This is a genomic window from Psychrobacter lutiphocae DSM 21542 (assembly GCF_000382145.1).
In the GTDB taxonomy this organism is placed as follows: domain Bacteria; phylum Pseudomonadota; class Gammaproteobacteria; order Pseudomonadales; family Moraxellaceae; genus Psychrobacter; species Psychrobacter lutiphocae.
The window spans coordinates 32,313-45,297 of the sequence record NZ_KB907647.1 but is presented as its reverse complement, the minus strand read 5'-3'; the positions used below and the strand labels follow the sequence as shown (position 1 = coordinate 45,297).

At 41.3% G+C, this 12,985-nt stretch carries 11 protein-coding genes; 6 read left to right on the top strand and 5 right to left on the bottom strand.

Going from position 1 to position 12,985, the window contains the following annotated elements:
* Together H140_RS15560 and H140_RS0109940 are read right to left on the bottom strand one after the other, a co-directional pair.
* Nucleotides 1-245, bottom strand: a 245-nt coding sequence (locus H140_RS15560) for a helix-turn-helix domain-containing protein (protein ID WP_156819117.1), incomplete at its 3' end; no start/stop codon positions are given.
* 91 nt (nucleotides 246-336) lie between these two features.
* On the bottom strand, nucleotides 337-1,143 hold the full coding sequence (locus tag H140_RS0109940) for an IclR family transcriptional regulator (RefSeq protein WP_019673507.1): 807 nt from the start codon (nucleotides 1,141-1,143) through the stop codon (nucleotides 337-339).
* A 186-nt stretch (nucleotides 1,144-1,329) separates the two neighbouring features.
* On the opposite strand from H140_RS0109940, the gene H140_RS0109935 reads away from it, so the two are divergent.
* Entirely contained in the window at nucleotides 1,330-2,535 is a 1,206-nt protein-coding gene (locus tag H140_RS0109935; protein ID WP_019673506.1) for an acyl-CoA dehydrogenase, read from the top strand.
* Nucleotides 2,536-2,584: 49 nt separating this feature from the next.
* Nucleotides 2,585-3,823 (top strand): CaiB/BaiF CoA transferase family protein, encoded by a 1,239-nt coding sequence (locus H140_RS0109930; protein ID WP_019673505.1) that lies wholly within the window; start codon nucleotides 2,585-2,587, stop codon nucleotides 3,821-3,823.
* Between the two features lie 76 nt (nucleotides 3,824-3,899).
* Here the strand turns inward: H140_RS0109930 and H140_RS0109925 are convergent, their stop codons facing one another.
* On the bottom strand, nucleotides 3,900-4,673 hold the full coding sequence (locus tag H140_RS0109925; protein WP_019673504.1) for an IclR family transcriptional regulator: 774 nt from the start codon (nucleotides 4,671-4,673) through the stop codon (nucleotides 3,900-3,902).
* 239 nt (nucleotides 4,674-4,912) lie between these two features.
* On the opposite strand from H140_RS0109925, the gene H140_RS0109920 reads away from it, so the two are divergent.
* The 4 genes from H140_RS0109920 (at nucleotide 4,913) to H140_RS0109905 (ending at nucleotide 11,391) form a co-directional block, all read left to right on the top strand.
* On the top strand, nucleotides 4,913-6,367 hold the full coding sequence (locus H140_RS0109920) for an NAD-dependent succinate-semialdehyde dehydrogenase (RefSeq protein ID WP_019673503.1): 1,455 nt from the start codon (nucleotides 4,913-4,915) through the stop codon (nucleotides 6,365-6,367).
* A 193-nt stretch (nucleotides 6,368-6,560) separates the two neighbouring features.
* Nucleotides 6,561-7,820, top strand: a complete 1,260-nt coding sequence (gene gabT / locus H140_RS0109915; protein WP_019673502.1) for a 4-aminobutyrate--2-oxoglutarate transaminase — start codon at nucleotides 6,561-6,563, stop codon at nucleotides 7,818-7,820.
* A 429-nt stretch (nucleotides 7,821-8,249) separates the two neighbouring features.
* Nucleotides 8,250-9,689 (top strand): APC family permease, encoded by a 1,440-nt coding sequence (locus tag H140_RS0109910; protein WP_019673501.1) that lies wholly within the window; start codon nucleotides 8,250-8,252, stop codon nucleotides 9,687-9,689.
* A gap of 253 nt (nucleotides 9,690-9,942) precedes the next feature.
* Nucleotides 9,943-11,391 (top strand): APC family permease, encoded by a 1,449-nt coding sequence (locus H140_RS0109905; protein ID WP_019673500.1) that lies wholly within the window; start codon nucleotides 9,943-9,945, stop codon nucleotides 11,389-11,391.
* A gap of 106 nt (nucleotides 11,392-11,497) precedes the next feature.
* Here the strand turns inward: H140_RS0109905 and H140_RS0109900 are convergent, their stop codons facing one another.
* On the bottom strand, nucleotides 11,498-12,538 hold the full coding sequence (locus H140_RS0109900; RefSeq protein ID WP_019673499.1) for a peptide ABC transporter ATP-binding protein: 1,041 nt from the start codon (nucleotides 12,536-12,538) through the stop codon (nucleotides 11,498-11,500).
* Entirely contained in the window at nucleotides 12,535-12,978 is a 444-nt protein-coding gene (locus H140_RS16520) for an oligopeptide/dipeptide ABC transporter ATP-binding protein (protein WP_409371738.1), read from the bottom strand. Before H140_RS16520 ends, H140_RS0109900 begins: the two co-directional genes overlap by 4 nt.
* Nucleotides 12,979-12,985: the final 7 nt, after the last annotated feature.

Below are 12,985 nucleotides of genomic sequence, written 5' to 3'. Positions count from 1 at the left end.
AGCTTGCTGTGACGGCCTCGACGATGACGATCGTAGATGCTTTCAAGTCCTCGTTCATAATATCGCTTCTTAGTACGTCTGGCAGTTTCGGGGTGTATGCAGAGGTCTTTGGCAATATCTATCGTGGATTTGCCTATGCTGTACTGGTGTAAGATCAGCAGTCGTAGGCGGGCTCTGGGATTGCTCTCAGTTTTTGAGTATTTGCCAAAGTCGTGATCGTCTAGGGTATTTGTTAGTTTGGTCATAATTGAATTATACTATATATTTTGGGTTTGGTATTATTTTTATCACCATTTTCAAAATGAAAACATGCCCGAGCTTACATTAATAATTTCCTTATAATGCTTCAATCCTAGCTGCCAATGCCTGCAACTTTGGCACAATAAATTCAACATAGCTATCCACATCCCAACTTGCCTTTGGCACACTTGCATTTAAAGAGTGGGTGTAGGCCTTGCTTATACTGTCGTATAAAGGGACAGCCACAGCCAAAATATCTGGTGAGTACTCACCGTCAGAAAGTGTATATCCTTGTTGTTTATAAAACATAGTTGCCAAATCTAAGTTGGCAACTGCTTGTGTATGCAAGGCTGAATTTTGTGCATACGATAAGCTATCAGTTATCTGCTGTTGTATGTTAGGTGACTGAACTGCATAAAAAGCACGTCCAATAGCTGTCTTATCTAAAGGGACGGTTGAGCCCACAGTTAGGTTCACTGCTAACCTTGCAGGACTACGATAACACGCAACATAACGCATTTCTGCTTCATCTTCGGTCGCAATATTGACCGACACTTGGTGTGCTTGGGCAAACTCTCTTAATAGCGGCATCGCTTCCTCTACCATATCTTGATTTTGCCAAGCACTGGCACTGATCTTAAGTAAATTTTTTCCGAGCTTATAACTGTCTTTATGGCTTCGAGTTATAAATTTTAGGGTTAGCAGAGTGTGTAGTAGACGACTAATGGTTGCTTTGGGTAAAGCAGTTCTTTCACAAAGCTGTTGATGGGTTAACTCTTGATCTTCTTCAAAGGCACTCAGTAACAATAACCCACGTCCTAGTGATGTTATAAAAGCTTTGTCATTTTGTTCTTTGGCAGTATGCAAACGGTCTTTAATGCTGTCACTAATTGAGTTGCTCATGTGGTTTCCGCTGTTAAAAGTCTCTGTGTGTTTGAATCGACATACATAATTTCATTCGAAAAAAACTTTACTTCAATTATCAATTCTGCTTTAATGTTTTTAATAAATGAAACATAGTTTCACTATGCGAAACAATTAGAGTCTATCAATTTTCTTACTCATTTGCAATTCAACAAGGAACCCGTTATGTCAAATGCAACCAATACCGCTTATGCCACCCAAAGACCAAGCTTTGAATGGTCAGATGCTTTTTTATTACACAATCAATTAACTGAAGAAGAACAAATGGTTCAAAGATCAGCTCATGATTTTTGTCAGACCGAGTTGATGCCAGGGATCTTACAAGCCAACCGCCATGAAACCTTTGATCGCGATATCATGCGACAAATGGGTGAGCTAGGCTTATTAGGCGTGACTATTGAAGGTTATGGTTGTGCTGGTCTATCTAGTGTCGCTTATGGTTTGATTGCAAGAGAAGTGGAAGCCGTGGATTCGGGCTATCGTTCAGCGATGAGCGTGCAATCTAGTTTAGTGATGCATCCTATCTGGGCCTATGGTACTGAAGCTCAAAAAGAGAAATATCTACCTAAATTAGCTTCTGGTGAATACGTAGGCTGTTTTGGTTTAACTGAGCCTGATGCTGGCTCAGATCCTGGGTCAATGAAAACCCGTGCCAAAAAAGTGGACGGCGGTTATCAGCTTAAAGGCAATAAGATGTGGATTACTAACAGTCCTATCGCTGATGTGTTTGTGGTATGGGCCAAAGACGACGAAGATAAAATCCGTGGTTTTGTGTTAGAAAAAGGCATGAAAGGTCTATCAGCGCCCAAGATTGAGGGTAAGTTTTCTTTGCGTGCCTCGATCACAGGTGAAATTGTCATGGATAATGTCTTTGTTCCTGAAGAAAATGTATTTCCAGAAATTCGCGGCTTAAAAGGACCTTTCGGCTGCTTAAACAAAGCCCGTTATGGCATTGCGTGGGGCTCTATGGGTGCCGCTGAGTTTTGTTGGAAAGCGGCTCGTCAATACACTTTAGATCGTAAACAGTTTGATCGTCCGCTAGCGGCGACGCAATTGGTACAGTTAAAGCTTGCGGATATGCAAACTGAAATTTCATTAGGCTTACAAGCGGCACTGCGGGTGGGTCGCTTAATGGATGAGCATAATGCAGCACCAGAAATGATTTCGCTTATTAAGCGTAATAACTGTGGTAAGGCTTTAAATATAGCAAGGGTCGCCCGTGATATGCATGGCGGCAATGGCATTAGTGATGAATTCCATGTGATCCGTCATGTGATGAACTTAGAGGCGGTGAATACTTATGAGGGTACTCACGATGTGCACGCATTAATCTTAGGCCGTGCTCAGACAGGCATTCAAGCGTTCAGTTGAATTTGTTCTGATTTATTAAGTTGGTTGTATAAGATAAAGAAGGGCTGATATGTTAAATGATCAAGAAAATGAGCCAGACAATACAAGCCATAATGTACAAGCTTTAAGCGGTATAAAAGTGTTGGATTTGTCACGGGTGCTGGCCGGACCTTCTAGTACCCAAATCCTGGCTGATCTAGGCGCAGAAGTCATCAAAGTAGAGCGACCTATCATTGGAGATGAAACCCGGCACTGGAACCCACCGAATTTTAAAGATGAAGAAACTGGGGACGAGATGGCGGCTTATTTTGCCACCGTCAATCGCAATAAAAAATCTATTACTGTCGATATTACTAAACCTGAAGGTCAGCAGATTATTAAGAAGCTGGCTGCTGAAAGTGATGTGCTGGTTGAAAACTTCAAAGTCGGTGGGCTTAAAAAATATGGTCTTGATTATGACTCATTAAAAACAATTAATCCTAGACTGGTTTACGCTTCCCTGACAGGCTTTGGTCAGTATGGACCAGAGGCTCATAAAGCTGGCTATGATTATATTATCCAAGGCTTATCTGGATTGATGAGTATCACTGGACCTGCTGATGGTGAGCCGCATAAAGTGGGGGTGGCAGTGGTTGACTTATTTGCGGGACTTCAGTTGACCATAGGTATTGAAGCGGCTTTGCTGGCACGTGAAAAAACAGGCAGAGGTCAATATGTGGATGTGGCTTTATTGGATAGTGCAGTAGCCATGTTGGCTAATATTGGCATGAATCAATTGGCTTCAAATAGCACACCGCCACGACTGGGGAATGCACATCCCAATATTACGCCTTATCAAGTATTTGCAACTGCTGATAACAACCATTTCATTTTAGCTTGTGGGAATGATAGGCAGTTTGCCAAAGTATGTGAAGTCCTTGGATTGACACTGCATAAAGATGAACGATACAGCAGTAATCCAAATCGAGTTGCTAATAGAGACAGCTTGCAACAAGTCTTAGCAGAGGCGTTTAAACAAAAAACGCGAGAGCAGTGGTTAGATGAGTTGCAGGCTGTTGGCGTGCCTTGTGGTCCCATTCATAATGTCACCGAAGCGTTATCCATGCCGCAAGTTATCGCCAGAGAGATGATTGTCAGCTTTAAGGATAGTCCAGTTAAAGCATTGGGTAGTCCCATTAAGTTATCAGAGTCGCCAGTCAGTTATCGCACACCGCCACCAAGATTAAGCCAACATACTGACGAGACGTTAGCGGCAATGGGTTATGATAGTGAGATAATCGCTAAGCTAAAAGCAGATGGGATTGTTTAGCGGCCAGTCTTTCAGTGCTATGGGCTTATTAATGCGATTAATCTATTATAGGTTTTTTTAGTGTTTTAAGTGGCTGTTACTTTAAACCTAACCGTAATGAGATATCCTTTGCTAACGCTAGTAAAGCTTGGCTGACCACGTCACGTTGCTTCTGGTATTCTTCTTTTACAAAACTTACGGCCATACCCGCAATGGGCTGGCCATCCCCATCTAAGATACAGGTTCCCAAACAGTACATACCTTCTCTTAACTGTCCATCATCCAATGAGATACCTGTTTGACGTACCTGCCTTAATTCCGCCATTAACTTTGTCACTGTATCAACACTGCGAGTGGTAAATGGCTCTGGCATCTCATTATCAAATATTTGTATAACTGTCTGGTCGTCATAGGCCGCCAACATGGCTTTTCCCGTTGCGGCGAAAGGTGCGGGTACACGTACACCAGAGCGGAAAGTAAATCCAAGGGGTGCTGGTGACTCATGACAGGCCAAAAATACGACCTGTTTGCTATCAAGTTTGGATAAGGTGACTGTGTTTTTTAGCAATACTGGGTAGCTGTTTATTAGCTCATGGAATACATCAATAATACTGTGCTGTTTTTCATATTTTCCCGCCCAATACAGTAGGTAGGAGCCAAGATGGAAGCGATTGTCCCTATCTTTAAAAACCAGATGCTTGCTGAGTAAACTTTGCAAAATATTGTGGGTACTACTTTTGGGTAACTTTAATTTAGTGGCAATTTCTGTCGAGGTTAAGGGATAATTCGACTCAGTAATAAGGTCTAAAATAAGACACATTTTATCAATGGCAGGAACACTAATATCATTCTTTTTTGAGGTAGATTTCAATGGAGTATCCTAATTCAAGTGATTTAAAAATATATATTGCATTTGCTAATAAATTAAACCTATAATAAATCGTACGATATACAAGATACAAGTTCAGTATACTGAATTTCATGGACGGACTAGTTTTGTGTTAGCAGTTGCAGTGGCAAATTAATCACAAACAATGACCCTAATTAATAAGCTCACAAAACAACTGGTTTATAAAGCAACTGGTTTATAAAGCTACAAGGATGGTATGTATGTTAAGGTTACAAAATCCCGCATTATTAAAATCTCAATGTCTAGTAGGTGATGGTTGGGTAGATGCCAAGGATGGATCAAGTATAGAAGTCATTAACCCCTTTAATGGTGAGATACTTGGCAGTGTACCCAGTCTTACTCAAGAGCAGGTGGTGCAAGCCGTCAGCGATGCCGAACAAGCGCAAGTAGCTTGGGCTGCATTAACAGCCGCTGAACGTGGCAAATTGCTAAATAAGTGGGCAGATCTGATTGATGAAAACCATGAAGACTTAGCAGTATTGATGACCCTAGAGCAGGGCAAACCGCTAAAAGAATCTCGTGGCGAAATCACTTATGCCAATAGCTTTATAAGATGGTTTTCCGAGGAAGGTAAACGTGTCTATGGCGATGTTATCCCTGCAACCAAGTCTTCTCAGCGCATTACCGTATTGAAGCAACCAGTTGGTGTTTGTGCCGCTATTACCCCTTGGAACTTTCCATCAGCAATGATTACTCGTAAAGCAGCACCTGCCTTAGCAGCGGGTTGTAGCATGATCGTCAAGCCAGCAACTGCAACCCCTTTTTCAGCGCTAGCTTTAGGAGAGCTTGCCATTCAAGCAGGCATCCCTAAAGGCGTGCTTCAAATCGTTACTGGTAAATCATCGGTAGTGGGGGAGGTTTTAACCGCTGATAAGCGAGTACATAAATTGTCTTTTACAGGCTCTACTGAAGTTGGCCGTACTTTAATGGCGCAATGTGCACCTACTATTAAAAAGCTATCCATGGAGCTTGGCGGAAACGCTCCCTTTATCGTGTTTGACGATGCTGATTTGGAAAAAGCTGCCGAGGGCTTAATTGCAGCTAAGTATCGCAATGCAGGACAAACCTGTGTTTGTGCCAACCGTATCTATGTTCAAGATAGTATTAAAGATGATTTCTTAAAAATATATTTGCAGAAAGTTGCAAAATTAAAAGTAGGGAATGGTTTGCAGGAAGGGGTAGATATTGGACCACTTATTAATGAAAGTGCTTTGAAAAAAGTGTCTGGTCTCTTGCAAGATGCTTTAGACAAGGGCGCTGAGTTATTAGCAGGCGGTGATACCAACCCCGCATCAGAGTTGACTATGAACCCAACCGTTATCAGTAATATTTCAGAAGATATGGATATTGCTCGTGAAGAAATATTTGGTCCCATTACCACTATCTTTAGTTTCATAGATGAAGCAGAAGTTATTAAAGCAGCCAATGACACCATTTATGGCTTAGCGGCTTATTTTTATAGCAATGACTTAGCCCGTTCGTGGCGAGTATCTGAAGGTCTTGAGTACGGTATGGTCGCCCAAAATACAGGCATTTTATCAACCGAAGTGGCTCCCTTTGGCGGTGTTAAACAATCAGGATTTGGCCGTGAAGGGTCAAAGTACGGTATAGAAGAATACATAACTATCAAATACTGGGCTCAAGAATTGAGTTAAAAGACTAAATTAAGAAAATAAGAAGCTAATACAAGAAGATTAGCTTAGAAAAGCAATTTACAACTGGGTTGAGTTGACTGTCAACCCTTAAAAATCAGAGTTGATTTGTCTATTTAAAAGATACGGTCAACTATCACCTTAATGAACAATCACATAAATGTGACTGCATTAAATCGTTACAAAGGATGTAGCTATGAGTAAATTAACTAACCAGTCATTATTAGAGCGCCGTCTAGCGGTTTTACCAAAAGGGTTAGGTGTTGCGTATCCTGTATTTGCCGAAAAAGCACAGAACACTGAAATTTGGGATGTAGAGGGCAACCGTTATATCGACTTTGTCGGTGGTATCTCAGTGTTAAATACAGGGCATAATCATCCCAAAGTTACAGCCCGTGTGCGTGAGCAGCTAGACAAATTTACCCACACCGCGGCTCAAATAGTTAGCTATGAAAGCTATGTCAGTTTGGCAGAGAAACTGTGTGAGCTTGCTCCAATCAGCGGTGACAAAAAAGCCGTATTCTTCACGACAGGTGCTGAAGCAGTAGAAAATACCATCAAAATTGCCAAAGCAAGCACAGGACGCCACGGAGTTATTTCTTTTTCTGGGGGATGGCATGGTCGTACGCATATGTGTATGGGTTTAACCGGTAAAGTCATCCCTTATAAAAATAATTTTGGTCCTATGCCATCTTCAATTTATCATGCCATGTTTCCCGCTCCAGAGCTTGGTATTACAGAAGAGCAAGCACTTGAAAGCATAGAAATGATTTTCCAATCTTCCATTCATCCAAGTGATGTGGCAGCAATGATTATTGAGCCAGTACAAGGTGAAGGCGGCTTCCATCAAGTGACACCATCATTTGCCAAAGCATTACGTGCTATCTGTGATGAGCATGGTATTGTACTAATTTTTGATGAAGTACAAACTTGTTTTGGTCGTACAGGCACTTTGTTTGCCACAGAGCAACTAGGTGTGGAACCTGATTTGATGACCAGTGCTAAGAGTTTGGCTGGAGGCTATCCGTTATCGGCAGTGGTAGGTCGAGCTGATATTATGGACGCTCCACAAGCTGGTGGTCTTGGTGGGACTTATGCTGGTAATCCACTTGGCTGTGTGGCAGCGCTAGCCGTGATCGAAGTGATTGAAGAAGAGGGTTTGTTAGAGCGTAGTAAGCAAATTGGGAAAACCATTGCTGATTTTTTAACAAATCTCAATAGCAATAAGATAGGCAATATCCGTCATAAAGGTGCAATGCTGGCTTTCGATTTAGTCAATGCAGACGGTAATCCAGATGCAGAAGCAACTGCTAAGCTACGTGCTGATGCATTTGAAAAAGGCTTGTTATTGGCGTCTTGTGGTCGTCATGGTAATGCCATTCGAGTGATGGTGCCATTAACCGTATCTAATGAAGTGCTGCAAGAAGGCTTAGATATCATCAAGCAAGTTCTATAAGCTCACCTGCCACTGTGATTGAGATAAGCGGTTATATTAATCAGCAGGTGTTATAACAAAGTAGAGCGTGTTCTTATTTTAGAAATCGTGATAAAAAATTAGATAATTCTCTGTTAAGCATTGTAGTCAGGCAATGGAAATAACGGAATTAATATATGGATATTAACCCGTTATTTGACCTTGTATGATAAGAGTTAGCTATTTTTGCCCATTTAATTATGACTGAACGAATTAACGAATTAATGAATTAACGAATTAACGAATTAACGAATTAAGGACACGCCCTTGATTCTCACTGCCAAATTTAGGATGAAATAGGTCAGTGAGGATAAGTAGAGTATATAGTCAGTGAATGACTAAATGGTGACGGTGTTAACCTATGACAACCATTTTAGTGTTCTTTGACTACAAGATCAGGGAGTGATTACTATGTCTGGATTAAAAAAATCCTTAGGGATGCTAGATATCATTGCGCTTGCTTTTGGAGCAATGGTCGGATGGGGATGGGTCGTATTAGCAGGTGGCTGGGTTATTTCTGCTGGAATCTGGGGTGCAGTACTGGCCTTTTTAATCGGTGGTTTAGCAGTTATATTTATTGGTTTTGCTTATGCTGAGTTAGCATCATCTATGCCAATTACTGGCGGTGAGCATACTTATACTCATAGGGCGTTGGGGGTGCATGTGTCCTTTATTTGTTCTTGGAGTATCTTATTTGGTTATCTTTCTGTTGTTGCATTTGAAGCAGTGGCGCTACCAACAGTAATTGAATATCTTATCCCAAATTTTAATCAGGGCAAACTATGGAACATAGCTGGTTGGGATGTCTATGCCTCTTGGGCTGGAGTGGGGATGATAGGGTCACTATTAGTGACTTGGCTTAATATTCGGGGTATGGAGGTTAGTGCGTGGTTTCAAAAGCTGGCTGTCAGCGGTATTCTTTGTGTCGGTACGCTACTTATCATCGGTGCAATGCTGTATAGCCCTGAAAACTCAGAGGCGGTTCAAGCTCCTGCATTCATTGGTGGTATTGGCGGAATGATGGCGGTTATTGTCATGGTACCGTTTATGTTCGTTGGCTTCGATGTTATCCCGCAAGCAGCTGAGGAAATTGACTTAACACGACCTAAAATTGGTATATTTTTAATTATTTCATTGATAGTAGCTGTTACTTGGTATGCAGGTGTGGCTTGGAGTGTTGGGCGCACTTTACCTTTAGTAGAAGCCAAAGATTCGACACTGGCTACTGCTGATGCAATGAGCAACGCCTGGAATGGTAAATGGGCTGGGATATTGCTTGTTATAGGTGGGGTATTAGGTATTTTATCAAGCTGGAATGCTTTTTTGGTCGGTGGTAGTCGCTTGATGTTTGCTATGGCAAAGTCGCATATGTTGCCTAGCTTTTTAGCAAAACTTCACCCCAAATACAATACACCAGTAAACGCCATCTTATTAATTGGTGGGTTGGCAACCTTTGCTCCTTTATTTGGTCGTCAGATGTTGGTATGGATCGTAGATGCAGGCGGTTTTGGTATCGTGGTGGCCTATACTTGTGTGGCTATTTCATTTTTGGTATTACGTTATCGTGAGCCAGATATGGTACGCCCTTTTAAGGTGCCAGCAGGTAAAGCTGTTGGTGCGGTTACTATTATATTGAGCTTAGGGTTATTGGTGTTGTATATGCCTGGTATGGCATCTGCGTTAAGCACTATCGAATGGCTGATTTTCTTTGCTTGGATCATATTGGGACTAGGGCTGTATCTGTACTCTTTATATAAACATCCAGGTAAAAGTAAACAATTTATGGATAAAGAGATTGATGCTATCAAACAAATTAATGTACAGTGGTTAAAAGAGAACCGTCTTTTATAATAAATATAAATAAAAGTTATCATAATGAAAAACCATATTCTTAAGAATTAAGTCTGAGGTAACTCTTAAACTAACTTTTAAATAAAACATCAAATATAAGTTATTAAATTATCATAATTAGGAGAGTGCAGACAAAGGCTCTTTGATAAGCAGGGATGCGTCAGTAGCTAGTATAAAGCTAACAGTAATTAATAGTAGAAAACTAACAATAGGCAGCATCTAAAATTCACAGATAGATAACTAAGGAATGGTTATGTCTGGATTAAAAAAATCGTTAGGAATGGTAGATATCGTTGCTCTAGCATTTGGAGCAATGGTTGGCTGGGGCTGGGTAGTTCTAGCTGGAGGCTGGGTTACTGCTGCTGGAGTATGGGGTGCTGTATTAGCATTCCTTATTGGTGGCTTGGCAGTTATCATGATTGGGATAACCTATGCAGAGCTTGCAGCATCCATGCCCATCACAGGTGGTGAACATACCTATACTCATCGAGCATTAGGCACGCATGTGTCATTTTTATGCTCATGGAGTATCTTGTTTGGTTATTTGTCTGTTGTTGCTTTTGAAGCCGTCGCTCTACCTACTGTTGTTGAGTATTTAGTACCAAACTTTAATCAAGGTTTGTTATGGAATGTGGCTGGCTGGGACGTTTATGCCAGTTGGGCGGGTGTCGGTATGCTTGGTTCGATACTGGTCACTTGGCTGAATATCCGTGGGGTTGAAGTAAGCGCTTGGTTTCAAAAAATTGCAGTGACTGGTATTTTATTCGTTGGTGTACTGCTATTTATTGGTGCAGCTTTGTTTGTGCCGGAAGCTCCAGTGACAGAAGCCAATGCCAGTGCCCCTAAGTTTATAGGTGGTATGGCTGGTGTAATGGCAGTTATCGTCATGGTGCCGTTTATGTTTGTTGGCTTCGATGTTATTCCGCAAGCAGCGGAAGAGATTGATTTATCACGGATCAATATTGGTAAGTTTTTAATATTTTCATTGGTAGTAGCAGTGGCATGGTATGCTGCAATTGCTTGGAGTGTGGGTCGCACTTTGCCATACATCGAAGCGCAAAACTCTGCTCTGGCTACTGCTGACGCTATGACCAATGCATGGCATGGAAAATGGGCAGGCACATTATTAGTTATCGCTGGTGTACTGGGTATTTTGTCAAGCTGGAATGCCTTTTTGATCGGTGGCAGTCGCTTAATGTATGCCATGTCAAAATCGCATATGTTACCAGCATTCTTATCCAAAGTGCATCCAAAATATAATACCCCTGTTAATGCTATTTTATTGTTTGGTGGTATTGCAACCTTTGCTCCTTTATTTGGCCGTAAAATGCTAGTATGGATTGTAGATGCAGGTGGCTTTGGGATTGTGATTGCTTATACTTGTGTGGCAGTGTCGTTTTTAGTATTGCGTTATCGTGAGCCTGAGATGGTGCGTCCATTTAAAGTACCAATAGGCAAGGCGGTTGGTATCTTTACCATCTTATTAAGTATTGGCTTGTTAATGTTATATATGCCTGGTATGCCATCAGCTCTTACGGGTATTGAGTGGATTATCTTTATTGCTTGGGTTGTGTTAGGTATAGTATTGTATGGATATGCATTACATAAAAATCCAGGTAAGTGTAAAGACTTTATGGATGAGGAGATTGTGGCGGTAAAAGAGATGAATGCAGAGTGGGTTAAGAAAAATCGCTTACTTTAGCTATCGTGTTTTGAAATCAAGCTATTTCTAATTTGAACTGTATAGAGCTGTCAGGTATAGGCTGCAGCTTTATACAGTTTCTAAGTGTGTCATACTTTTTTAAGGCTCAACTATATATTTCTTCAAGTCGAAGACAAGATACTAATCGTCCTTTCCATTCTCTTAGTTCTGGCTCTACTTGACTGCATTGCTCGGTAGCATAAGGACATCGCTTATGCAGTGCACAGCCTGAAGGGAGGTTTAAAGGACTAGGTAGCTCCCCTTGTAACTTTAACTCCTTTTTCTTTTCACCAATACTTGGTGCTGCTGACAAAAGTGCAATGGTATAAGGGTGCTGTGGATTGATATATATGGCTTCTTTGGGACCGTGTTCTACCACTTTACCTAAATACATTACCATCAAGTCATCAGCGATATGGCGAACGACTGATAAATCGTGCGAGATAAACACATAGGCGGTATTGTACTCATCTTGTAGATCCATAAAAAGGTTCAATACCTGTGCCTGAATCGATACATCTAAAGCTGAGGTAGGTTCGTCAGCAACTACTATCTTTGGGTTAAGCATCATCGCACGCGCTAAGGCTATTCGCTGACGTTGTCCTCCTGAAAACATATGTGGATAGCGACCTGAATGCTCAGGACGAAGTCCAACCAAACGCATCATTTCATTTACTTTTTGTTTCTTTTTAACAGATGATAGTTTGGTATGAATATCTAAAGGCTCAGTCAATTGATAGCCAATCGTATGGCGAGGATTCAAGCTACCATAAGGGTTTTGGAACACCATTTGAATTTCAGTTCGGATGTTTTTTAAAGCACGTCGATTATAGCTGGTGGTATTAATTCCGTTAATAAAAAGCTGGCCGTCTGTGGGCTGTTCAATTAGAGTTAATTGTCGAGCCAGTGTAGATTTACCACAGCCAGACTCTCCAACCACGGCTAAGGTTTTGCCAGCTTCAAGTTCAAATGAAATACCATTTAAAGCTTTTACATAACCTTTAGGCTTACCCAAGCCTTGAGAGACTGGATAGTGTTTATGTAAATGTTCTGCTTTTAAGACTACTTTTGAATTCATAGCAGGGCTCACATTTGAGGTACTTAATTTAGAACGTGAGTTAGTCATTGTAAGGGTGTCGGTATTCATAATGTACTCCCCAAATGCTCAACATTACTGGTAGAAGTGGTATTAGATGTGATACGAGCAGGAAAATCTGTCTTAATACAACGCACTTTACCATTTTCTGTCAATAAAATCGGTGGTGGAACCTCACATTCTGGCTGTTTATAAGGACAACGCGGTGATAATAGGCAGCCTTTAGGCCGATCATATTGGCTAGGGACGACACCTGGCAAGCTATTTAAACGTTTTTGACCAATGGCAAGCTCCGGTATTGCTTGTAGTAGGGCTTCTGTATAAGGGTGTGCAGGTTGCTCAAAAATCTCTGGAACAGTACTGGTTTCAACCATTTGCCCAGCATACATAACCGCTACATCACGAGAATTTTGAGCGACCAAACCCAAATCATGGGTGATTAAAACCATAGCCATTTGTTTTTCATGTTGCAGGCGAGCGAGTAAGTCCATGATTTGT